This is a genomic window from Shouchella tritolerans (assembly GCF_025770735.1).
Lineage (GTDB): Bacteria > Bacillota > Bacilli > Bacillales > Bacillaceae_D > Shouchella > Shouchella tritolerans.
This window is the reverse complement of the sequence record NZ_JAODPB010000003.1, coordinates 555,809-580,074: the sequence shown is the minus strand read 5'-3', so window position 1 is coordinate 580,074 and position 24,266 is coordinate 555,809. Positions and strand designations below refer to the sequence as shown.

General features: G+C 42.1%; 22 protein-coding genes and 1 riboswitch. Of the genes, 7 read left to right on the top strand and 15 right to left on the bottom strand.

All coding sequences use genetic code 11. The features are described from left to right. Positions 1-2: 2 nt before the first annotated feature. Both N6H06_RS13115 and N6H06_RS13110 read right to left on the bottom strand, forming a co-directional pair. Positions 3-1,280: an acetylornithine deacetylase gene (locus N6H06_RS13115; RefSeq protein ID WP_213029250.1), complete on the bottom strand. Its 1,278-nt coding sequence runs from the start codon at positions 1,278-1,280 to the stop codon at positions 3-5. 65 nt (positions 1,281-1,345) lie between these two features. Then, positions 1,346-1,456: riboswitch (TPP riboswitch) on the bottom strand. A 116-nt stretch (positions 1,457-1,572) separates the two neighbouring features. Further along, positions 1,573-1,776 (bottom strand): hypothetical protein, encoded by a 204-nt coding sequence (locus N6H06_RS13110; RefSeq protein ID WP_062748205.1) that lies wholly within the window; start codon positions 1,774-1,776, stop codon positions 1,573-1,575. A gap of 295 nt (positions 1,777-2,071) precedes the next feature. Here N6H06_RS13110 and N6H06_RS13105 point away from each other — a divergent pair, with 295 nt between their 5' ends. From N6H06_RS13105 to N6H06_RS13095, 3 genes are read left to right on the top strand one after another with little or no spacing between them, the layout of a single operon-like run. Beyond that, complete coding sequence (locus tag N6H06_RS13105; RefSeq protein ID WP_213029249.1) at positions 2,072-3,319, top strand: ABC transporter substrate-binding protein; 1,248 nt, start codon at positions 2,072-2,074, stop codon at positions 3,317-3,319. A gap of 49 nt (positions 3,320-3,368) precedes the next feature. After that, positions 3,369-4,265: a carbohydrate ABC transporter permease gene (locus N6H06_RS13100; protein ID WP_062749069.1), complete on the top strand. Its 897-nt coding sequence runs from the start codon at positions 3,369-3,371 to the stop codon at positions 4,263-4,265. Between the two features lie 12 nt (positions 4,266-4,277). Then, positions 4,278-5,108 (top strand): carbohydrate ABC transporter permease, encoded by an 831-nt coding sequence (locus N6H06_RS13095; RefSeq protein WP_095336254.1) that lies wholly within the window; start codon positions 4,278-4,280, stop codon positions 5,106-5,108. A gap of 143 nt (positions 5,109-5,251) precedes the next feature. Here the strand turns inward: N6H06_RS13095 and N6H06_RS13090 are convergent, their stop codons facing one another. From N6H06_RS13090 to N6H06_RS13055, 8 genes are all read right to left on the bottom strand, one after another. Next, positions 5,252-6,496 carry an MFS transporter gene (locus N6H06_RS13090; RefSeq protein WP_263707052.1) on the bottom strand — a complete coding sequence of 415 codons (1,245 nt, stop codon included), beginning with the start codon at positions 6,494-6,496 and terminating at the stop codon, positions 5,252-5,254. 14 nt (positions 6,497-6,510) lie between these two features. Then, positions 6,511-7,563, bottom strand: a complete 1,053-nt coding sequence (locus N6H06_RS13085; RefSeq protein WP_263707050.1) for a pyridoxal phosphate-dependent aminotransferase — start codon at positions 7,561-7,563, stop codon at positions 6,511-6,513. A 10-nt stretch (positions 7,564-7,573) separates the two neighbouring features. Further along, the gene (locus N6H06_RS13080; RefSeq protein ID WP_263707048.1) at positions 7,574-8,233 is read right to left on the bottom strand and encodes a class I SAM-dependent methyltransferase; all 660 of its coding nucleotides are present in this window, start codon (positions 8,231-8,233) and stop codon (positions 7,574-7,576) included. A gap of 2 nt (positions 8,234-8,235) precedes the next feature. Continuing rightward, a complete protein-coding gene (locus N6H06_RS13075) occupies positions 8,236-9,396 on the bottom strand; it encodes a tetratricopeptide repeat protein (protein WP_263707046.1) in 1,161 nt (386 codons plus the stop codon). A gap of 225 nt (positions 9,397-9,621) precedes the next feature. Beyond that, complete coding sequence (locus tag N6H06_RS13070; protein WP_263707044.1) at positions 9,622-10,989, bottom strand: GntP family permease; 1,368 nt, start codon at positions 10,987-10,989, stop codon at positions 9,622-9,624. Between the two features lie 72 nt (positions 10,990-11,061). Next, positions 11,062-12,057 (bottom strand): 4-hydroxythreonine-4-phosphate dehydrogenase PdxA, encoded by a 996-nt coding sequence (gene pdxA / locus N6H06_RS13065; RefSeq protein WP_062748212.1) that lies wholly within the window; start codon positions 12,055-12,057, stop codon positions 11,062-11,064. 18 nt (positions 12,058-12,075) lie between these two features. Continuing rightward, positions 12,076-13,362, bottom strand: a complete 1,287-nt coding sequence (locus N6H06_RS13060) for a four-carbon acid sugar kinase family protein (protein ID WP_213029248.1) — start codon at positions 13,360-13,362, stop codon at positions 12,076-12,078. Between the two features lie 18 nt (positions 13,363-13,380). After that, positions 13,381-14,136, bottom strand: a complete 756-nt coding sequence (locus tag N6H06_RS13055; protein ID WP_263707039.1) for a DeoR/GlpR family DNA-binding transcription regulator — start codon at positions 14,134-14,136, stop codon at positions 13,381-13,383. A 328-nt stretch (positions 14,137-14,464) separates the two neighbouring features. Between N6H06_RS13055 and N6H06_RS13050 the strand changes: the two genes are divergently transcribed. Genes N6H06_RS13050 through N6H06_RS13035 form a run of 4 tightly spaced genes read left to right on the top strand, consistent with a single transcriptional unit; the run spans position 14,465 to position 18,586 of the window. Then, positions 14,465-15,979 (top strand): spore germination protein, encoded by a 1,515-nt coding sequence (locus N6H06_RS13050; protein WP_263707037.1) that lies wholly within the window; start codon positions 14,465-14,467, stop codon positions 15,977-15,979. A 19-nt stretch (positions 15,980-15,998) separates the two neighbouring features. Then, complete coding sequence (locus tag N6H06_RS13045; protein ID WP_062748220.1) at positions 15,999-17,195, top strand: Ger(x)C family spore germination protein; 1,197 nt, start codon at positions 15,999-16,001, stop codon at positions 17,193-17,195. Then, positions 17,195-17,398, top strand: coding sequence for a hypothetical protein (locus N6H06_RS13040; RefSeq protein WP_062748221.1), 204 nt, complete (start codon positions 17,195-17,197; stop codon positions 17,396-17,398). Before N6H06_RS13045 ends, N6H06_RS13040 begins: the two co-directional genes overlap by 1 nt. Before the next feature lie 39 nt (positions 17,399-17,437). Then, positions 17,438-18,586 carry a GerAB/ArcD/ProY family transporter gene (locus N6H06_RS13035; protein WP_263707034.1) on the top strand — a complete coding sequence of 383 codons (1,149 nt, stop codon included), beginning with the start codon at positions 17,438-17,440 and terminating at the stop codon, positions 18,584-18,586. Between the two features lie 180 nt (positions 18,587-18,766). On the opposite strand, the gene kynA is transcribed toward N6H06_RS13035, so the two are convergent. The 5 genes from kynA to N6H06_RS13010 form a co-directional block, all read right to left on the bottom strand. Further along, positions 18,767-19,630: a tryptophan 2,3-dioxygenase gene (gene kynA, locus N6H06_RS13030; RefSeq protein WP_193754495.1), complete on the bottom strand. Its 864-nt coding sequence runs from the start codon at positions 19,628-19,630 to the stop codon at positions 18,767-18,769. A 15-nt stretch (positions 19,631-19,645) separates the two neighbouring features. Next, positions 19,646-20,287 carry an arylformamidase gene (gene kynB, locus N6H06_RS13025; RefSeq protein WP_062748225.1) on the bottom strand — a complete coding sequence of 214 codons (642 nt, stop codon included), beginning with the start codon at positions 20,285-20,287 and terminating at the stop codon, positions 19,646-19,648. Next, positions 20,287-21,570: a kynureninase gene (kynU, locus tag N6H06_RS13020; RefSeq protein ID WP_062748228.1), complete on the bottom strand. Its 1,284-nt coding sequence runs from the start codon at positions 21,568-21,570 to the stop codon at positions 20,287-20,289. The genes kynB and kynU overlap by 1 nt, the downstream gene beginning before the upstream one ends. A 212-nt stretch (positions 21,571-21,782) precedes the next feature. Further along, entirely contained in the window at positions 21,783-22,853 is a 1,071-nt protein-coding gene (gene rlmN, locus N6H06_RS13015; RefSeq protein WP_213029243.1) for a 23S rRNA (adenine(2503)-C(2))-methyltransferase RlmN, read from the bottom strand. Between the two features lie 131 nt (positions 22,854-22,984). Continuing rightward, positions 22,985-24,211 carry an MFS transporter gene (locus N6H06_RS13010; RefSeq protein WP_062748231.1) on the bottom strand — a complete coding sequence of 409 codons (1,227 nt, stop codon included), beginning with the start codon at positions 24,209-24,211 and terminating at the stop codon, positions 22,985-22,987. Positions 24,212-24,266: the final 55 nt, after the last annotated feature.

The following is a 24,266-nucleotide window of genomic DNA, read 5'->3' as shown; positions in this document are numbered from 1 at the left end:
AGTTATTCTCCCCTTTTTTCGGTATTGCACCATTTATAAATAAAGGCGACAAGCGCTTTCGTATAACGGACGAGTTCATCAATGTCAAGCTGTTCATTCACGCCATGTGCGTGTGCTAATTTCCCAGGCCCGTAACAAATCGTCGGCATTCCATATTCGGCCAACCAGCCACCATCATTCACGCTAGTCGACATTTCTATTTCCAATGGAGCCTCAAAAACAGTCTGATGGACAGTCTTTAAAACAGATAATGCAGGATGAGCTTCATCGATTGAAAAAGCAGGGAATACTTCCCCTTTGTCCTCAATCATAGAGGCGCCGCCCCAAGTAAAGGTTGGAAGATTGTCTTTCAACCACACATCTGCTTTAGCTGTGGCAAGAAGATGGGCTTCAATTTCGTTGGCCACTTCTTCTGCGGATTCATTTGGATAATAATGCACAGTTATCCACAACCTGCATTCATCGGCAATAAACGCTGGATGGCGCCCGCCCTCAATGACAGCTGGATTAATCGTATTGGTACCAGGCGGAAAACCTGGATACGACTTTGTCACAGCCCAGTGGCGCTCAAGTTCTTGTAAAGCAGCTATCAGTTTAGCCATTTTTTCAATCGCACTAGCACCCTGTAAGCCACCACCGGCATGGATCATATCCCGCCGCGTGCCATCATGGTAAGTCGAGTCACTTTTTACGGTAATCCAGCCAGTAATGACACCGCCTTGTCCATGAACACGGCAATTGCTTGTGTCGGCTACAATTGCATAATCAGCCGTATAGCCTCGCTCACAACATTGTTTCGTGCCAGCCTCGCCAACTTCTTCGCCTGTAACTGCTTCAAGTAGGACATCGCCCTTTAGTTCAATCCCATGATCATGCAAAAGACGCAACGCAAACAGACAAGCACCAAGCCCGCCTTTCATATCGGCGGCACCACGTCCATACAGCGTCCGTTCTTCTATCACAGGGGAAAAAGGAGCGTATTTCCATTGGCTTTTTTCTTCCTCTTCGACTGTAGCGACATCCACATGGCCATTTAAAAGGAGGCTATGGTACCTCGTTCTATCTGTGCCTTCCTTCATCGCTACGACATTCCAATCGCCTGGGTACGATTCCCACTTGTCGACAGTCATCCCTGCGGCTCGCAAATAGCCTTCAATATACTGTTGGATATCGGCCGTATTTCGGGCCGGGGGGGCGATGGTCGCATAGGAAATCAAATCAGACACGAGCCGAATGAGCTCATCTTCCCTTTCTTCCACTTGCTTAAGCAACGATTCCACCTATTTGTTGTCCTCCTTTTCCACACAAAAAAACCGCTACTTAAAAAAGAAGCGGGTGGCATGTCCAGAAAACGTGCCCGCTTCCCTCCGCTGGTCCGAACCAGATCAGGTGATAAGGGTTAAGGCTCGTTTGCCTCTCTCAGCTTCCATCATTCGAAGCACCCCTAGCGGTTTTAGTGATTGTGTTGTCATCCTTACGCTATCATATGGGAGCGATGACGGCAAGCTTTGTTTTGTTAAATTTCAGAGTTAGAATTGATAATAAAAACCCTTCTTCCGTGGCGTTTTTCCATTACCTATTATTCTCTTCACCCCTATTTAATTGAGGGAAATTCTCAATTATTAATCGAATATCTTCGACAAACTCTTTCTCTGTATATTGTCCGTCCGCGTGTTTTAAATTATCTAGTTTTCCACAAATAATTTTAATGATTCCCTTTGCGTGCTCTTCTTTCAGGGCGTTTACTTTATGGATCATCTTATCCAACTCAAGCATTCAATCATTTCCTCCTTCTGCTTATTCTTCACGCTAATAGTAACATACCACCCCAATTCGTCTGTTTAGGTGAAGGCCAATCAAATGAAATAGGACAAAATAATCTCATTCTCAATCCTTTCTATACAAGCGCTTTTAAGGCATTGTCTTGTTCCAACCTGTTATTGTCAAAAATAAACATGTATTATTTATTGAAAATACAGTATAGTATAATCTAAATTTATATTTTCATTGGTTCCAACTATTTTGTAAGCGCTGTCATACATGCCAATGATACTTAGAAGGAGGTTCCACCATGAAACGTCTTTTCTTCTTTTTCAGTGTGTCGCTCCTTGTCTGTTCTAGTTGTCAATTTGCCCCTATGTCTGGCGAAACTAAACCGGTCATTACACTTTGGTATTGGAACCGTAGCTTGAGTGATAATGTGATTGCGAAAGCGCAAGAAGCCTTTCCTCATGTGACGATTGATGCCCAAAAGATTGGCGGAGATGAATACAAGACGAAGTTGCATACAGCGCTTATTGCAGGAAGGGGCCCTGATATTGTCGCTATGAATGACTGGGCCTATGAGTATATCGCTTATGCCGAAGAGTTTGTCAATTTGCTTGATTATGGTGCAGATCAATTAGAGCAAGAGTACTTGGATTGGAAATGGCAGGCTGTACAAGACCCAGAAACCGGTGCCCTCATTGCCCTGCCAATAGACACTGGCCCAACTGCCCTTTATTATCGAGCAGACTTATTTGAGGAAGCGGGATTGCCTACTGAGCCTGACGAAGTGCATGCCCAGTTGCAGACGTGGGACGATTATATCGAGGCAGGCATTCAAATGAAAGAAAAAACAGGTGTCCATATGTTTGAATCGATTACAAAACCTTATTTGCAAGTGATTGAGCAGCAATCAGACAAATACTTTGCCGAAGACGGCACTTATATTGGCGATGGAGAAGCGATTCAATATGCTTGGAATACAGCTGTCCGGATCCACGAAGAAGGTCTGTCTGCACGTCTGACAGAAGGGCAAGAAGTCAATGCCGCTTTAAACGGTGGCGATGTCGCTTCACGGGTAGGAGCTGTATGGGAGTCGCAAATCTTACAGGATGCTGCTCCTGATACGGCTGGGAAATGGCGTGTTACGAGAGCCCCTGGCGGAGATGGCAATAACGGCGGTTCCTTTATTGGCGTTCTTGATAGCTCCGCCCACAAAGACGAGGCAGTGGCCATCACAAAATGGCTTGTATCATCAGACGCACAGCTCGACCATTTCTTAGATGTCAATCTTTTTCCTTCTGCGATTGAGACGCTTGAGTCAGAGCTTTTGCGTGAACCAGATCCTTTTTATGGCGACCAAGTAGTAGCGGATGTTTTTGTTGAGTCGGCGAAAAACGTCCCTCCTACTTTCTATGGAGAACATTACGGCAAGTTTCGCGCGATTTTTAATGATGAGATGGTGTTGATCGATCGAGCCAACAAAAATCCAGAGAAGGCTTGGGAGGATGCACAGAAAAAGGCGCAACGCGAACTGTCAAGAATCGATCAATAAGGAGGAATACACAGTGACCAATAAACCTCAAACAGAACTTGGCTATGAGATGCTCCGTGAACATAAGCCTTCTCTCTGGGCTGAAATATGGAAAAAACGCACCCTCTATCTGTTTATCTCTCCTTTCTTTCTATTATTTGCGGTCTTTGGCGTTTTTCCAATCTTCTATTCGTTGTATTTGTCTTTCCACAGTTGGTCTGGTTTAGGCGATAAGACGTTTGTCGGCCTGTCCCAATTTCAATATTTGCTTGGCGATGCTGAGTTTTGGCAAGCTGTCGGCAACACATTTGCGATTTGGTTTCTCTCAAGCATTCCTATGTTGTTCTTTGCTTTAGTCATCGCTTTTTTACTCAATCTCCCTTCCCTCAAAGGGCGGAGCACCTACCAAACGATGTTCTTTATCACGAATGTCACCTCCATCGTTGCCGTAGCGATCATCTTTGAAACCATTTTCAGCAACCAATACGGTTTAATGAACTACTTGCTCTCTCTCATTGGCATCGCGCCTCTCGAATGGCTGAACTCAGGTTTCTTAGTGAAAGTTGTCATCGCCTCAATGGTTGTTTGGCGATTTGTCGGCTATAATGCGATCATTTATTTAGCTGGCTTGCAAAACATCCCGAAAACCCTTTATGAAGCCGCGATAATTGATGGAGCCAATAAAACGCAAATTTTCTTTCGCATTACCATTCCTTTACTGCGTCCAATCATTTTGTTTACGGTCATCATGACAACAATTGGCTCGATGCAGATTTTTACCGAGCCGCAAATATTACTAGGCAATTCCGGCGGCGTTGGCGGAGCTGGCATGACGATGACCCTCTATATGTATAATGAAGGTTTTTTAAATAACCAATTTGGTTATGCTTCCGCGGTTTCATGGGCCATGTTTATCATCATCGCCTTGTTTTCGCTTATTAATTGGAAACTAGTCCAGAAAGCATAAGGAGGAAATCAGATGGCATCCGATAAATTTCTTACGAAAGCATTGACCCATTTTGTCTTGCTCATTGGCGTCATTATCTCGATTTTCCCGTTTTACTGGCTAGTAGTCATGGCCACGAATACAACAAGCGATATTTTAAGATTTCCTCCAAAACTGACTTTCGGCAATGAACTGTTTACAAATGTGAAGAATGTGCTGGCTTCGATTGACTTCTACCAAGCTTTTTTTAACACCTTTTTTGTTTCAACCATCACGGTCATTGGCGTGTTATTCTTTTGTTCCCTTGCCGGATTTACATTCGCGAAATTTCGTTTTCCAGGAAAAAACATGCTGTTCACTGCTTTGCTGTTAACGATGATGATTCCTTCACAAATGAGCTTTGTCCCTTCTTTCCTGTTGATTGCCGAGTTTGGCTGGGTCGATTCGTACAAAGCGTTGATCATTCCCGGCCTCGCCAGTGCATTTGGAATCTTTTGGATTCGCCAATTCTGTCAGGATGCTGTTCCTGACGAATTGCTCGAAGCAGGAAGATTGGATGGCTGTAACACGTTCCGTCTGTACTGGAATGTAGCGCTGCCCTCGCTCCGGCCAGCGCTCACCTTTCTCGGCATCTTTACATTCATCGGTGTGTGGAATGACTATTTATGGCCGCTCGTTACGATCAACTCACCAAGCCGTTATACATTGCAAGTCATGCTCGCACAACTAAACGGGGTTTATGACACTGATTACGCGATCATCATGACAGGCACATTGATGGCGACATTGCCACTCATTATCTTATTCATTATCTTCAGCAAGCAATTTATGAAAGGTGTCGCGGAAGGAGCTATAAAGGAGTAAGATACGGCTTTTAATCGTGCAAAAGGTAAAAAAAAACGGCTTTCCCTTCGTTATGGAGACAATGGGAAGGCCGTTGGCAAAAAGGAATAGAATGCAAGTTCAAGATCAATAAGTTTCCGCTCGTTAAAAATGGCTACTCCTCGCTACATCGTTTTTTTATCGTAATGGATTGGCTCGTTTACCTTTTTTAGCTTCAACCTTGCTAAAATAGCCAATAAAATTAAAATTGCACCACCTCCACTAAATAAACCTGAAATCGGCACAATTGCTACAAGGGCTGGCACTAGCAATAACGAGGATGAATCGCTTGCATAACTTAAGGAGCTTGAAGTGCTAAACACTTTTCCTAACAGATGTTCCGGCAAAGTTTCTTGAAAAAGGATAACCCTCGTCAATCCTTGGGCCGCTTGACCGATCCCTAAGAGCAAGGATGCAAACATAATCACAAGCAAATGTGGAAACATTCCAATCATTAGGAGCCCCATTCCCCAAAGGAAAACCCCTTTAATAAAAGTACCCTTAGGATTAAACCGTTTAGAATTTCCTAATGCAACTGAAGTAACCAGTGAGGAAAAACCTAATATTCCAATTGCATAACTGTAGGCGGTTACGTCTGCGTTTAATTGTGTATTTAATAAAAGTGGGAGCCCTACTCTCCATAAACCTGTATTAATGAATATACAAGTTGCAGATCCGAACATCGGTATAGATATTTCAGGGTGAGTTTTTATGTATTTAAGCGTCTCTTTTATCGCTTTTAGATCAGAAGCGTTTTCCTGTTCAACCGATTTAATCGGTTGATATCTTATAAAACAGTGTGCGATAAAAGTGAGCAAAGTAAAAAATGCCGCTACTGTAAATAGATGAATTTCCGGCATAAAAAGCAAAAAAAAGGCAATGCTTAACGGAACAAATATTTGGGCGCCTCTTTGTATAGAATCAAGTAGCGCATTCCCTTGTTTTAATTTCTTCCTTGGCAATATTTTTGGTAAGATGGAGCGAAAGCTAGGTTCGGAAAGACAATTTAATAAGGTGAAACCAATTGTCAAAAATACCAACCACAAAAAACTCAAGTTATTAAATAAATATAATACTGGTATTAGCAAAAGGATGGGGAAAGCCAACACATCACACAAAATCATTAACTTCTTTTTATTCCATTTATCGGCAAGAACGCCGCCATATATGCCAAATAGTATAAATGGAACCGTTTGGGCCATGGCCGTGATTGACAGATGCAGAGCAGAATTATTTGTCAGGTACATGGTAATCCAAACAACTTCAATGCTAAATAGTGTCATGGCAATAATCTTTAGAAGTCTACCCAGAGACAAAAATAGAAAATCACGCTCATTTAGTAAGCTGCGATACGAATTTTTTTCTGACAAAAGCCTCATCCTTTTCAATAAAGATCAATTATTCTCTCTATACCTTCTTTTAACTTAAGCCAATTTGTAGAACAGTTTATTCGGAAATAATGCTCTCCCTTATCCCCAAAATACTCTCCAGGAATTACTTGCACTCTTTTTCTATTTAACAAATCTATCGAAAAGTCCATAGAATTATTATATTTATCTGGTATTTTTAACCATAGAAAGTACCCTCCTTCAGGGTAAGAACAAGTAATATCAGCTGCTATAAAAAGCTTGGCCGCATCCATTACTTGCTTTTCCACAAATTCTTTGCATTTCTCTTGATAGTCAAGTGAATTTAAAGCACCTATCGCCGCTTTTTGTGCTATCATACTAGTACTTAAATGTATATCCCAATTATATTTTGATATGTACTCAACGCTTTTCTTTTCTGAGCTAACTACAAATCCTATACGAAAATCAGCTAAAGAAAAACTTTTTGAAAAACTAAATACTCTATAGCAATTAGAACACAGGCTCACAATAGGATTGTTATAAAAATAATAATTCTCAAATGAATCATCGCAAATGATTGTTAACTCTTTTTGTAATTCAAAAACCATTTTCCATTCATTTTCATTCAAACTAAGTCCGTTAGGGTTATTAGGAGAACATATAATAATTGCGGCATCTTTAAAGTTCTTCGCTATATATCTGATCTCTTCCATAAATACCTTTTTGTTCGAAAAATCATAGGTTAACCCTTCGATCATATGATATTCTTCTAGTTTAGAATATGGTGGAAATCCAGGATTGGGATAAAAAAGATGCTTTATATTTTTTTCCTTTACTAAGTAATTTAATACTGAATTAATTCCCATTAACCCGCCTGAAACAATTGATATTTGATCAGGTTCCGCCTCAAGGCCAAATTTATTAGTTAGGAATTGAATAATTTTCGCCTTTAATATGGCATCTCCTAGAATAGGTGCATAGCCGTTTTCCTCATTGTTTATATGCCGAATTACTTCCGCTTTTGCTGTAACTGGTTGTTGAAAGGCCGATTCTCCATAATCAAGACGAATGACGAGGCCAGAGTACATGCAGAATACCTCATTTCTTTTTTGTTATTGCAAGACCAAAATCATCGATGTTTAAATTTATTGAGTTTTTAAATTTACCACGATTAGCTATTACTTTTTTATAAGCAACCATATCTTCTTGAAATTTCTCTTCGTTAATATCATGAGCAATTATTATTCCATTAGCTGATATTTTTTCGTACGCCGCTTCTAGAATATCCACATATTTTTTCTTTCCATCATCAATTGTATCTACGTCAATATATAGAATGTCTATACTACCATCATATTGGCATAACCAAGATTCTGCATCAATATTTATACAGTTTGGTTTTGGTTTAAAGTTACTAAAATTATCAACCGCAATTCTTGTTGCTGCAGGATCTATATCTAGAGCATATACAAATTTTGCGTCACTTTCCGAAATAAGCCAGCTAATGGCATGTCCTGTATAAGTACCTGCTCCAACAATAGTATGGCTTGCACTGTTTAAACCTATAGAGTATAGTATTCTAGAAGCTAATTTTGTAATACTCGTTTTTGGTATATAAAAATTCTTTATAAGTTCCTTCTTTCTATAGTAACCCTCTCGATCATAGTATGCAGAATTAATGAATCCTTCTTCACATAACCTCTCTGTTATTTTTTCTGTAATAGTATCAAGCTTTTTTTCAATATCTATAGATTTCATTTTCAACCCTCATTCTTTATCAATTCTTTATTTATATCCCTTTGAGGTTTAAAGGTAAGGTCTAGAAAGTCAACATACGATCTAAGTTTTATACTAGGAAATTCAGGGGATAATTCTTCTTTCTTAACTTCTTTTTTTAAATACTCTTTCAACGACAAAAACCTTTTATTATTGGAGCAATCTCCTATCTTCTTAGATAACTCCAACCCTTCTTGAATATATTTTTCGGACAAAGAAAAATTATTTTTTGATAAACTGTTGTAGGCTAGACCATACAAAATAATTATTGAATCAAAGGAATTTTTCTCTATACGAGATAACTCCAAAGAACGTTTAAGGTAATTTTGCGCTGCTTCGAAATCCCCAATCTTTATATGAATTATCCCAAGACGATAACTGAGTGTTTTTTCTGCATCAATTGACTTAGAGTTTAACATAGGACTAAAAGCTCTTTCCCAAAAACGAATTGCATTTTTATAATCCTTGTTGATTTCTAATAAAAAAGCCATATTTGCTAAGATGTTATACTTCAAATATATATATTTGTATTCAACCTCCTTACTTATAATTTTATAAACTTCCATTTTCTTTTTGAATACTTTCTCAATCTCTTTTTCCTTCTCAATATTTGGTAGCTTCAATGCTTGAATTGTCTCACCTAAACACAAACCATTTGTAATCCAGCCTTCTTCAAATTTTAAATTAGACCTTTCCTCACTGTTTTTTATTTCTGTTAATGCTTTTTCCAAGTTTTTAATTGCAAAATTAGGATCGTCTTTTCTTTTTATATAACATATTGATTTTATATATATATTTCTGTAGTACTCCACAGAGTTACTGCTACTTTTTATTGCATCATTAAAATGCATTATGGCCTGGTCATAATAACCAAGATTAGCAGCAACTACTCCTAAATACCTATGGTAAAGAGAAGTATGAGCAAACCTTAGTGCTTTATTTAATCTTAATTCTTTAAAAGAAATAATGTATGCTAACTCGTAGTTCTGTTCTAATAGTGCAGCATTTAAAACTGCTAAGTCCTTATGTTTTATGTCCAGAACTGAGCTTGGCAGAGAATCATCTTTATTATTATATTCAAGGTCTAAACTATTTTTAACAGCATTAAATAAATCCTGGCGATAAACTATTAATTGACCAGACATTTTCTAGAGTGCTTACATTGTCACACATATTTCTAAAAGGAGTGATAGGAAGGGACTTCTTACTTCTTTTTAAACCAGAGAGCTTGACTAAAGTCCGTATCAAATTGTTATAAACCCTATTTCCCTTCTCCTCCTTTCATTTACATTAAGGAGGAAATTTGAACATCCCCCCTTTCTTGCTGACTGCCAAAAGAAAAAGCTTCCCGTATAGGAAGCTTTTTCAACTTAAACGAACATATTCGCAATTAATAACATAATAAGGGAGATAAACCAGGCAATCGTAGTCGGCACTGACCAGACAAGGATTTGTTCTTTCGCCTGTTTAATGCCAATTGTGCGGTTGACTACCCAGAATAAGCTATCATTAAAATAAGAAAAGAATAATGAGCCTAGAGCTGCTGCTTGTGCAGCAAGCACCATATTTACATCCATATCCGCTAAAATCGGCGCTGAAATCGAAGCGGCTGTAATCATGGCAACAGTACCGCTGCCTTGAATAAAGCGAACAAGTGTGGCGATAACGAAAGGAAGCAAAATTGCAGGAATCCCTGTATTCACTACTATTTCACCAATATGTTCGCCTACGCCTGTCTGCCTTAAGACAAAGCCAAGTGCACCGCCTGCACCTGTGACAAGCAAGACAATTCCCGCTTGCTTAATCCCTTCTTCCATCCGTTCCAATGCTTCTGAGCGTTGGATATGGCCGAACAGGCCGTAAATAGCTAGAAGAACAGCGATACCTACTGCAATGACAGGCGAACCAAAAAAGGTGATATAGTCGACAAATGGGCCTGATGCTTCCATTGCATTCAATGTTGTATTCATAAAAATCAGAACGATTGGCACCACAATAGGCAAAGACGAGCGCAGCAATGAAGGAAGTTCTTTTTGTTCTTTTTCTTCCAACCATTGTTCCACGTCTAGCTGTTTTTCCGGACGGATCCAATCCATTCCGTCCTCACTCGGAACCTGGTAAATCCGCTTGCCAAGCCACTTGGCGTAAATGACCATTGCAATGACCATTGGAATCGCAAACAACATACCGGAAATAATCATCCAACCGATGTCAATATCAAATATTCCCGCTACTCCGAGGGGACCTGGCGTCGGTGGGACAGCACTGTGAATGACAACTGCACCACCCGCAAGAGCAATAGCAAGGGCGACAATCGATTTCCCTGTTTTCTTTGACAACGCTTTCGCAAGTGGACTTAAAATAATAAAAGCAGAATCGACAAAGATCGGAAATGCAACGATATAGCCTGTAATCGCCATTGCCCACTCTTCTTTGCGTTTTCCAAGAACCTTAACGACCGTGTAGGCAAGCCTTTCCGCTGCGCCTGATACTTCAAGAATCCGGCCCATCATTACGCCAAAACCAATTACGATCGCAATTGAACCAAGGGTGCTGCCAAATCCTTCCGTAATGGCGTTCACCACTTCTGGAGGCGCCATTCCGCCGACGAGCCCAGTAATCGAAGCAGCAATAATTAAAGCCAAAAAGACATGAACTTTTGTTTTTACGACAAGAAAAATGAGCACAGCGATTGCCAGCACGAGGCCGACGATCATTTGTGTTTCGGATACTTCCATATATGTTGCCTCCTTCTTGTAAGCGCTTAATAATAAGATGAATAGCTGGGCTGCTCGTCGCAGCCCAGTCGGTTACGCCTGTTTAAAATGAGGCGCGTATTTAGCGGCAAGCTTAATGCTTTCTTCCATGCTGACTGAACTTGCAATTCCTTGACCAGCAATGTCAAATGCTGTGCCATGGTCGACAGATGTCCTCAGGAACGGAAGTCCATTTGTAATGGAAATCGTGCGATGGAAATCGGTCATCTTCGCGGCAATATGCCCTTGGTCATGGTAGAGGGAAAGCACGGCATCGTAACGTCCATTTAATGCTTGGAAAAAGACTGAGTCTGCAGGAACCGGACCGACAGCGTCTATCCCGTCTGCTTGAGCAAGCTCAATTCCTGGCTTGATTTCATCCACTTCTTCATAACCAAACAATCCATTTTCCCCACTATGAGGATTCAAGCCGGCTACAGCAAATTTGCGCTTTTCAACGCCAAGCTTTGCGAGCGCTGCATCACAACGAAGCAAATAGTCGTGGACACGTTCCTTTGTCATTTGCCCAATTGCATCTTTTAACGACAAGTGGCGCGTCAAAAAGAAAATGCGCATGTTGCGGACTTCAAACATCGTAAGCGGATCAGCGACATCGGCTAGGCCAGCAAGCATTTCAGTATGCCCGATGTATGGTACATTTGCCGCTTTAAGAGATTCTTTATTAATAGGCGCTGTTGCCATTGCTTGTACTTGGTTGGTTTTGCAAAGCTCAACCGCATGTTCAATATAAGCAAACGCTTGTGCACCGCATTCGGCGCTAACTTTCCCAAACTGATAATCATCGAGGTTTGGAAAATCAATGACATCGATTGTGCCATATTCACCACGCGCTTCAGCTGGGGTGCTTACTTTATTAATCGTTAAGTCCGCTTTGACTACGGGCAACAGTTTTTCTAGCACTGCTGCATTGCCAATCACGACAGGCGTGCAAAGATCATAAATTTCGCTCTTATTCAGTGAACCAATTGTAATTTCAGGTCCAATTCCTGCTGGATCGCCCATTGTTACCGCAATAATTGGTTTTGACATGTTATCCCTCTCCTTTGTTTACATGGCTTTTGTCTCAATAAATTTGACGCACTCGTAAATCGCTTTTTTATCGCCAATTAAGCCACCCTTTGTCACTACTGGCAAACCGTCAAAATAACCGCCATCAAATGTGCCATATGCAGCAAGGGGCATGACTTCGTCTTTTAAAGCAATGCCATTCGCGCGCCCGAGCGCACAAACGGATGCCGTCACATCACCGCCGCTTGTAAAACAGCCAGCAAACTGGACATGATCGCTTGTAAGCAATTTCCGACTAATCGTTGCCAGCCCATCGGTAATCCGTTTTGCAAGGGCATCACTGCTCTTTCCTTCTTCAACAGCTTTTGCCTTTAAATCGACTAATTCTTGGCCAGGCTTATGTGTTGTCACAATCAAGACGCGGTCTGTTTCAGCTTGCTTTAACGCAGCTTTTGTTGCTCGTTCCACTTCCTGTTTCCAAGAGCTGCTATAACTAGCAAGGGGCTCAGGGTTCACATACACTGGTGTTGAACCTGTTTTTTCAACCAGATACGCTAATTGTGTCCCTGTTAGACTTGTTGCACTGCCGACTGCCACTAAAATGTTTGCTTTTTTCGCATAGTCGCGGGACATCGCTCGAGCATAACTGGCTGTCAGCGGGCCAGGATCAGCACACAACACTGTTCGCCCACTAGACGCAAGTGCTTCGGCTACTTCATCAATCTGTTCATTGGTAATTGCATCAACAACGATGATTCGTGCGCCAGTTTGCAACTGGAGCGAAAGCTCATTTAAAAAAGACTCTTGCCCTTCCATGACCGCGCTTAGCCCGACATAGCCCACTTGATGATGGGATTGGCCCCCAATTAGATCAGGGACATAAGACTTTTTAATTGGTGCTATTGGGTCTTTCGATACATATGTTTCCTGAAGGGGGATGCCATCTAGCAACAAATAGCCCCCTGCCATCGCTCGGCCTGAATCTGGAAAAGACGGCATGACAATACTTATGGCATCTTCCGCCATTCCTTTAAGCATCTCATCGATCTCTGCGCCAATATTGCCTCTTAATGTGCTGTCAATCCGTTTTGTAAAAATAGCAGCGCCCCAGTTATGCAACTGCTCCATTGCCCGGGCAATCCGCTGTTTAGCGACGCTTTCTTCAATGTAACGGCTATCGGTATCCATAATGACCGCATCGTAGAAACTGTTGGCAGGCAAAGTGGCACTATGGACAATTGTTGTCGCTTGAAACCCTTGTCGAACCAGTTTCACGCCAGAAGCATTCGCCCCTGTTAAATCATCAGCAATAACGCCTATTTTCATTGTTCTCCCCCCGTTCGCCTACATCGGCGCCAACCGCATGTTCTCATGGCATGCTTCCATCTCGTGCCCTTGTATTCTCGAGTCGGTAATGATTCCTTCCAACTCATTCAAGCCACAAACACGGGCAAAAGAAGTTTCATCAAATTTTTTCCAATCGCATACAAGCCATGTTTTTGCTGCTGCTTCCATCATCAACTTTTTGATTTTCGCCTTTTCAAGTGTTGGCGCTGTGATTCCGGCCGATGCATGGACGGCATGGGCACCAAGCAAAAATAAATCAACATGAATATTGCGCAATAGCTCTTGGGCATGGGGGCCGTGCAGCGCACCGAGTTCGTGCTGAACTTCCCCCCCGGTTATAATACAACGCGGCTTTGCATCAATCAGTTGTGCAGCTATTTTTATATCATTGGTAATAATGGTTAAATCATTCCGGTCTTTCAATAACTTCACAATCTCGAGCGTGGTTGTCCCTGAGTCAATTAATACCGTTGACCCGTTTTCTACAAGTTGTGCCGCTTCCCGTGCGATTGCCTTTTTCGCCGCCAATTCTTTCGTTTCTTTATGGGCATAAGGCGTCTCCTTTACAAGTGCTTTTTGCAGCACGGCTCCGCCGTGAGTGCGAATAATTTGGTTTTCCGCCTCAAGTAAAGCCAAATCGCGCCTTACTGTCATGTGAGAAACATCGAGAGCCTTGGCCAATTCATCAATATCTGCTTTTCCGGTGGCCGCCAACAACTTTTGAATATGCAAACGTCTTTCTTTAGGATTCATGTTCTTTTTTCACACCCTATACTGTTAATTTAGAACAAAAAATAGCGATTGTCAATCACAAATTGTTCTCTTTTAACATAAATCAGCGTAAATTCTGCACATATCAAACATACTTATGGTTGTCTTCTCATTATACCTGATCGTTTTTCACAAGTGTACTAACGAAAAATCACGAGGGTGAAAAGCCGGTTAACGAGTAAAGAAAGAGAGGAAATGATCAAACGGAGCCATAGATTTGCATTTGATGCCAGAATAATGCGCATAGAAAGGAGTGGGATGTTACATACTACAACTATTCTCACTTCAGGCAGGAGGTGTCCCTCTTATCATGAAACAATCAGCACCGCCTCATGACTACTTAGCAAACAAGAAGCCTAGCTCTCATCTTGCTGATACGGTTGAATTTATTTTAACTACTACCGGACATAGCGACGATATACTCGTACGGCCTTTCTCGTTTGGGAGAAACCAAACGCTAAAAGCAGCTTTTCTTTATGTAGAGGGGCTTTGTAATGAAGAGGCCGTTGAAAAAATGATAAGCAGAGCGAGATTTTTTGCTGAAAAGGAACCTGACGTGTTTGAAAGAGCACAACAGTATTTAGAAGAAGTAGGCCATACAGAAACACTCAATCGTTTCCGCCCGCTAATAGACAAGCTTTTCACCGGCTACGCAATCTGTGTAATCGATGGTTTTTCTACCCCTATCGCTGTCGCTGTTCCCCTTTATGCAGAACGGCCTGTATCAGAACCAATGACAGAAAAGGTGGTCCGCGGCTCACGGGAAGGGTTTGTTGAAAATGTACGCACGAATATCTCCCTATTACGAAGGCGAATAGGCGACGAACAGCTATGGATTGAGACAAAAACAATTGGCACGCGCACCAAAACGAAAATCATGATTGCCTATATGAATGATATTGTTGACAAAAACATGTTGCGTGAACTACATACAAGACTAGATCGCATTTATACCGATTCGGTGTTAGAAGACGGAAACATCGAGGAATTAATCCAAGACCAAACATACACGCCTTTTCCAACTGTGTACTCCACTGAGCGCCCTGATACAACGGCAGCTCATTTATTAGAAGGGAAAATTGCGATACTGAGTGATGGTTCGCCAATGGCTCTTATTGTCCCGGCATTATTTGTGCAATTTTTCCACAACGCTGAAGACCATACACAGCGTGCCGATATCGGGACACTTATTCGTCTGTTACGGTTCATGTGTATTTTTATCGCGATGTTGGCCCCCTCTTTTTATATTGCGATTACAACGTTCCACCAAGAGCTAATCCCTACAGGGCTGCTTGGCAATTTAGCTGCGCAACAGGAAGGCACGCCGTTTCCGACTTTTGTTGAAACATTAATGATGGAAGTCACATTTGAAATTCTCCGTGAAGCAGGGATTCGCATGCCGCAGCCAGTCGGCCAAGCCGTATCGATTGTCGGCGCAATCGTCATTGGCCAAGCAGCTGTGCAAGCGGGTATTGTCTCTGCAGCAGTTGTGATTGTTATCTCGATTACAGCAATTGCCAGTTTTGTGTTTCCATCTTACAGCATTGGCGTGCCAATCCGTATTTTGCGATTTGGGTTTATGGCTCTTGCTGCTTCTTTTGGCCTTTTAGGCATTTGCATTGGCTTTACTGCAGTGCTTTTACATTTGTCTACTTTAAAATCGTTTGGCATCCCTTATTTAAAAGGCCTGTCTCCCTTTGTATGGAAAGACCAAACCGATACAATCTTCCGTGCGCCTAAATGGTTGATGGATGAGCGGCCAGAAGCAACGACAAAGTCTAATCAAACGCGGCAACGCACGCCAAAGCCCAGCCCTAAAGATTGAGTGAACGGAGGAAACCGCTTTGCAAGCAAAAATACAAAAAACGATGATCATTGTCGTCTCCTTTTTTCTTTTAAGCGGTTGCTGGGACCGTTGGGAGCTGAATCAGCTTTCCTTAATTGTCGGCATAGCCGTTGATAAAGAAGGAGATGATTATGTGTTGACGATGCAGGCGATGAACCCTGCAGAAATTGCTTCGCAGGAAACTGGCAGAGGCTATGCCCAAGGTATAGACGTCCGGGAAAAATCGAAAACAATTCATGAATCGTTACGGAAAATGATCCAAAAAAACCCAAGACGGTCATTTGTTTCCCAATTAAAAGTGTTGATTCTAAGTGAAGATGTTGCGAAAGACGGTCTAGACCATGTGTTGGATTTCTTTTATCGGGACCACGAAATGCGCTCTGATTTTTTTGTGTTAATTGCCAAGGATACGCCCGCTGAAAACATCTTAAATGTACTAACGCCATTAGAAAATTTATCTGCGCAAAGCCTTTTTGATTCGATTGAGTTTTCAGGCCGTTCTTATAGCAGTACAAAGAAATTGACAATGGATCGTCTGTTTTACGATATAAAGGCTGAGGGCATTGAGCCTTCAATTATGGGCGTAACGGTTTCCGGGGATTTACAGCAAGGGAGGACGAAGAAAAATGTGGAGCAAAACATGGCAGCTGCCTTTGTCGAAACCAATGGTTTAGCCATTTTTAAAGGCAGCAAAATGATTACTTGGCTTTCTCAACAAAACAGCAAAAACATTGAGTATTTAAACAGTGGAATCGAGAATAGCGTCAAAAGCTTTACTTGCCCTGGTGGCGGCAAAATAGCACTAGAAATCCATTCAATCGAACCAGCTCTAAAAATGGAGCTAATAGATGGGGCTCCTTCAGTGACATACGACCTTTCACTTGAAGCCACCATTTCAGAAGTAGATTGCGTTGATTTAGACTTGTCTGTCACTTCTTCCTATGAACAGGTCGAAAAACAGGCGCAAACCGAGATGGAAACTAACATTCATGAAGCCATTGTCGCAACCCAACAAGCAGGTTCGGACATCCTTGGGATCGGACAGGAACTATACCGAAAGTTCCCTGATTACTGGGAAGAAGTGCGGGATGATTGGTATGCAATCTACCAAGACCTCGATGTAAAAATGAACATTGACATCACCATTTCTGATAGTGGTAGTATTGTCAATTCTTTTTCAAAAGGTGATCATTAATGGTGCTGTCTTTTCTTTGCGTCCTGTTAGGCGCATTTGTGATCACTTGGATCAACTGGCGCGACTTAAAGGGCAATCGCAAGTTGCAGGTTGTCTTTTATACGGTTCTGGCAATTGCCACAACATACGGCGCCCTATACGCTTTGAGATTAGAGGTGCCAAGCATTGCCCGCTGGCTCACTTCACTCGTTAAGTCATTCTAAGTAGCAACGTGTACGGCAAGAAAAGGAGAGTCGGAATTGATGAAAACAGTGGAAACATTCTCATCGCGGTCTTTTGCTACTATGGTCCTTTATGCTACGATTAGCACAGCGATGCTCGGTCTTCCAGCATCAATAAGCTTTTTCATCCAGCAAGATGCTTGGCTTATACCGATCATTGGCAGCATTACAGGCATCCCGATTATTTTTCTTTACACGTTGCTTGCCCGCTGGATGCCTTCTGATGCGATTTTTGACATGAACAAGCGTACTTTCGGCAAAGTCGTAGGTTGGTTTGCTTCCTTTTTCTATATTTTGTTTCCCCTGCTTCATTTCCCAGCCATTATGAGCTATGCTGTCACCTTTATTACTCATTTTTTGTTGCCGTCGACGCCTTATTTTGTATGCTACTTGCTATGCTTGTCCATCATTGTGTTCGGCATCATATGCGGAATTGAAGCAATAGCCCGTACAGCATCGCTATGTTTGCTTTTCTTTTTCGTTCCACTCTTACTACTGATTGGCTTAACTTTGCATGATGTCGATATTGGCTACATTATGCCGATTGCCCATTCGCCAATAGCAGCTACGGCCAAAGCATTTGCGATTTATATGGGCAATGTCGTTTGCAATGTCGTCATCCAGCTATCCATTTTCCCTAAGCATATAAACGATAAAAAAGCAGCCGAAAAAGCGCTATGGCTTGGCTATTCCTTCGGTTGCCTTATTTTAGTGGTGTTTACATTCCTATGCATCACGGTTTTAACACCGCAAGTCGTATCTCGTGATTTTTATCCAGCTCTGTCACTTGCACAGCGAATCGATGTCGGCCAATTTTTTCAGCGAATTGAAGCGACGATCACCGTCGTATGGTTTATCTCGATTTACTTCAATTTACTTCTTTATTTCTATGCGATCTTAACGGGAATGGCTCATTTATTCAATTTGAAAAAGGCGAAACCGTTAGTCTTGCCAATCGCGATGCTGTTGTTGTTTCTTGGCGCCACTTATTTCACAAACATTATCGAAGAACGTGATTTTTTTCTATTCGTAAGCATTCCTCAATCGATTTTAACCGGTTTTTTCCTGCCTTTGTTTCTCGTTGCCGTCGGCCTATTCAAAAGACGCAAAAAGAAACAGCCCCTTTGGCCAAAGCACGCTAAAGAAAGCACAGGACCGCCTACTTCCTAAAAAAAGGCATTATGCCCATCGATTCAACCTCTAACATGAAAAGAGCTGCCCTTTTGTGGACAGCCCTTTTTGTTAGCTATTCGTTTCGAATTTCCCAGATGGCTTGCCCTGACAAGAGCAGCTCTTCAAAACGGCCCATAGTAGTCAGATTCATTCACATCAAACATCACCCTGCTACGTTTAAATTTCCGTTCGCAAATCCCATAGCTCAGGAAAAAAACGTTGCTCAAGGACACTCTTTAAGTAGTTGACTCCAGACGAGCCACCTGTGCCAACTTTAAAGCCAATGATTCGCTCGACTGTTTTCATATGCCGAAAACGCCATTGCTGTAACCAATCTTCAATATCAACTAGCTTTTCTCCTAGTTGATAGAGATTCCAATAACGATCTACATTTCGATAGACGACCAACCACGCTTCTCGGACAGAATCATTTGCCACATAAGGTTTTGAAAAATCCCGTTCTATTAAGTGTTGGTCAATTACTAGGCCGGCATTTGCCAATGCTTGAATGGAAACGTCATACAAACTCGGTGCATGATAGGCTTCGACCAGCTTTTGATGTAAATCATTGTCTTTTTCGTAGATTTTTAAGATCGCTCTCGTTTTATGGCCTAGAGCAAACTCTATGAGGCGATATTGATACGACTGAAATCCTGATGCCTGACCGAGCTGTTCACGAAATTCCATGTATTCAGTTGGTGTCAACGTCGAAAGAACATCCCACGCCTGAATGATTTGTGATTGTGTTTTCGAGACACGCGCTAAGCGCTTAAACGATGATGGCAAGTCATTTGCTTTAATAGAGGCAATGGCTGCGTAAGTTTCATGGAGGATCAGTTTCATCCAAAGCTCGCTTACTTGGTGGATAATAATAAAAAGCATTTCATCATGATGATTCGACAGTCGCTCTTGCGCGGTTAAAACTTGATCAAGTTTTAAATATTCCCCATACGTCATCCTGTTTTTAAAATCGGTATGGATTCCTGTTTCTTCCTGTGGCGCTTGTTGTTGAAAAGGCCTCTGTTCTTTTTTCATCCCCATGCTCCGCCTTCCTGTTTAAATTGCTCGAATGACAGCCCGTACTGGACTACCATCTGCATCTTCCATTGGCAAAGGCAAGGCAATCAACTCATAATCGCCTTCTTCCACCTTATCTAACATAAGGTTTTCTAAAATAGAAATGCCATTGTCTGCTAAAGCATGGTGCCCTTCTAGCTCTTTACTATCTAGTGGATCAACAGAAGGAACATCGACCCCAATGAGTATAATGCCTTTTTCCTTCATATAGGCAGCACCGTCTGCAGTTACATATGGAATTTTTTCAGGAAATGCAGTTGCCTGGTTCGGGACAGCTGTCTTAATCAACAACCTTTTTACTCCTTCTAAATGGAGAGAATGAAGCGCAGTTTGGTCGATTCGTTCATGTTTAGATAGATCAACGACCCTTGCTTTTCCTATAAACACCTCAATATCCAAGTCTGTTATTTTGGCACCATCGTTTTTAAAATGAAACGGCGCATCCACGTGAGTACCAGAGTGGACACTCATCGCGATTTGGCCAATATTAACAGAACCTGTTTGCTGTTTGGAACATGTCAGCTGGTACGAATAAGGCAAGTCACCTGGCCAGTGGGCAAGCTTTTTATTAAGTGGCTGTGATACATCGATCCAGCGGTTCACGTTATTTGCATGATTCATTAAGCAACCACATCCCGTTCATTTTTAAATTTTTTGTAGCGCTCTTCTTTCATAATTAGCTTTAAGACCTGAATGCTATTCCATACTTCCTCAAACGTATTATAAAGGGCAACCGGTGCGAGGCGAATGCCTTTCGGGCTGCGAAAATCAGGGATCACGTTTTCTTCCTTAAGCGCTTTGCAAATACGAGCTGCTTCATCGTGCTCAATGTAAAGATGGCCGCCTCGTCTTTCATCCCTTGGGTTTTGGATCGTAAAACCGTAATCGGAAAGCTCGTACTCGATTAATGTCATCATATATTCAGTCAGTTTTAACGACTTTTTGCGAATTTGTTCGATTCCTGCTTCTGCAAAAATGGCAAGAGACCCGATCAAAGGCGCGATACTTAAAATATGAGGCGTACCAATTTGAAAGGCGCCAGCATGTTCAGCGTGCGTTAACGTATGCTCCATGTCAAATTGTTTTTCTTTGTGTGAACTAAACCATCCAGCCAGTCCTGGGCGCCTACCAAAGTGCTTTTCGTTCACATATAGCGCCGCTACACTGCCCGGTCCGCCATTTACGTGTTTATACGTGCACCAAAAAGCAAAGTCCACATCCCACTTTCCTAATTGGTGGGGAATGGAACCAATCGAATGGCATAAATCAAACCCGATTAGAATGTTTCTTTGATGAGCGGCCTTTGTTAACCGTTCCATATCGAGGACTTGCCCGCTTCGATATAAAACACTCGGCAAAACGATCAAAGCAACCTCTTCTTTCATTTCCGCAATAATGTCCGTTTCATTTAAAATGTGGCCATTTTCGCTTTTCACTTGAATAAGGTGTTTTGCTGGATCCAGGCCTCGAAGGTAGAGCTGGCTCTTTAATGCATAAATGTCACTAGGAAAATTGAGTTCGTCTGCCAATATTTTCGTTTTCTTTCCTTCAGGCCGAAAAAAGGAGCTAACTAATTGGTGGAGATTTGTTGTCGTCGATCCAGTTACGATCACTTCTTCCCCTTTCACACCAACAAGGGAAGCCATCTTTTCTCCCAATGACTCAGACAAATAAAACCAAGGGTGCTTCCCTTTCGTCCAGCCGTCAATTCCATACTGTTTCCACGAATCCAACACGTCAAGCAATGACTGCTCTGCGCGTGTAGATAGCAAGCCGAGTGAATTGCCATCAAAATAAATGCTTTTTTTGTCTATGTAAAACTCATTGCGAAAGCGAGCAAGTGGATCAACTGCATCCAGTTGTTGCGCATAGTCTTTTGTGTAAACGCTATCAAAACAAGGCATAGACGCCCTCCTAGAAAATGTGTCTTCCCACTAATTTTACAGTTCGATCTGAGATCACGTCAATGATATAGCCCTTACCAGTAAACTTGAAAGAGGCGGTAACTACAAATAAATGTGCAAGGGAGAACACAATGGACAATCACTCCTTTATGATTCCGCCTTTAACCAACAAAAAAACCAATCCCGCAACTACAAGCAGGATTGGATTGTTTTTAGTTAACCTTTGCTTTTTTCTTCTCTTGTTTGCTTCTCAGTTGTCCGCAAGCCGCGTCAATATCCGTGCCATGCTCTAAGCGGACGCCGCAATTGATGCCCTTTTTCTTCAATGTGTCGAAAAACTGGGAAATGGCCTCAGGTTCGCTGCGTTGGTATTGGCTATGCTCATCAACTGGATTGTACGGGATCAAATTCACATAGGAAAGATGGCGTTTATCACCAATTAGCTCAGCTAACTGCAATGCCTCTTCTTTATGGTCATTGACATCCTTGATTAAAATGTATTCATAGGTCACGCGGCGGTTTGTTTTTTCTATATAGTAGTCAATCGCATCCATTAATTTTTCAATCGGAAACGCTTTGTTGATTTTCATGATCCGCGACCTAAGTTCATTGTTTGGAGCATGTAAAGACACGGCTAAGTTGACTTGCAGTTTCAAGTCGGCAAATTCATAGATTTTATGGGCAAGGCCGCTCGTCGATACGGTAATATGCCTTGCTCCAATTGCCAAACCTTTATGATCCTTAATGATCTCAAGAAAATCGACTGTGTTCTGGAAGTTGTCAAATGGTTCGCCAATCCCCATTACGACAACATGGCTCACGCGCTCTTCTTTTCCTACTTGATCCAAATGGAACTGGACTTTCATAATTTGCTCGACAATTTCACCACTGGACAGATCGCGGTTTTTGGTCAACAAGCCGCTCGCACAAAAGCTGCAGCCAATATTGCAACCGACCTGTGTGGTGACGCAAACCGAGAAGCCATACTTATGTCGCATTAACACCGTTTCAATTAAATTGCCATCTTGGAGGCGAAAAAGAAATTTAATTGTCCCGTCTTTTGACTCTTGCCGCACATGTTCGCTCATTGTCTCGATGGCAAAGTGTTCCTCCAACAGCTGTAGGCATTCTTTATTGACGTTGGTCATTTCTGCAAACGTCGTTACCCGTTTGCGGTAGAGCCAGTCCCACACTTGTGTGGCACGGAACTTTTTATGGCCACGTTCCATCAGCCAGTCAGTCAACTGAGGCATTGTAAGGCCGTAAATGGATTCCTTTGACATGTTTTTACCCTCATTTCGTTCGTTGCTTGCTTATTCGAAGTTTGCCTCATGACACGGCAAACGGATAGTCGTATTCTCAAACCCTAATTATAGCATAGAACATGAGAGAAAGAAAATTTGTTTTTTTAGGTTCACTTTTCTGGTTCAGGAAGGAGAAACTTACAAATGGTTGCCGCCACCAGCAACGCAATGGAAATATAAATGGCATACTGATAATGACCGTATTCCGAATAGAGCCAACCTGGCAAGTACGCTCCTAGAGCGGAACCAATTTGGTGGCTTAAAAACAGCCACCCAAGAATAAAGCCGACCGAATAGCGTTTAAAATACTGGGTGATTAACATTTGCGTAGGCGCGACCGTGGCAAAGCTGACTAACCCATAGATCATCGCAAATAGAAACAATAAGGCAGGGTTATGACTATTTAATAAAATGAACAACGCGACGGCTCTCGTCAAATACAACAATAGCAAAAACTTTCGGCTGCTAAAGCGGTCCGCGACAACACCTGACGCTAAAATGCCAATGACATTAAATGCTGCTAAAATGCTGACCGCGGTGCCGGCAACTTGGGTGGAAAACCCATGGTTATGGGAAAAAGGAATCAAATGTGTATCCATTAACCCCGTAGTCGTAAAGCCACAAATGGCAAATGGCAGCAAGACAAGCCAAAATTCACGCTTAACGATGACTTGCCTAAAAGAAATATCTGCTTTTTTGCCTTCTTGGCTAGTTTCTTCCTCTTCTTGCCTTTCTCCGCCAACCGGCGACAATCCTTTTTCACGGGGGTGGTTCCGTAAAAATAACATGATGATTGGAAAGACGACGACGATTAAAAACAAGCCAAGTAATACAACCGTCATCCGCCAATCAGACCAATGAATCAATGACAAAGAGACGGGCACGAGAATCATTTGCCCGGCGCCGAAGCCTGTCTCCATAATGCCAAATGCCAATCCTCGTTTTTCGTTAAACCAGTTCGTAATCACAACCGTTGCCGCTACATTGGAGGCACCACCAACACCAAGTGAAACGAACAAGCAATACAAGACAAACAGTTGCCAAGGTTGGTTAACAAAAGCGGTTAAAAAAATGCTGATGCCGACAATGAGCGTGCTGAATGAGAGAACAATGCGTGCTCCCCATTTGTCTACTAGCTTCCCAATAAGAGGTTGGGAAACGCCGTATACAACAAAACTCAACGTCGATATAAGCGATGTTGTCCCTCGATTAAGGGCAAAGTCTTTTTCCCAAGGTTCCACAAAAGCGCCAAATGAAAGGCGTAGCCCTTGAACTGCCAGAAATGTCAAAAAGATAATGATGACAATCATCCATGCGTAATGAACCTTTCTGTTCATTTTCTCCACCTACCTCCGATTCCATCCTACTCTCTTTTGAAAGCACAAACTATTT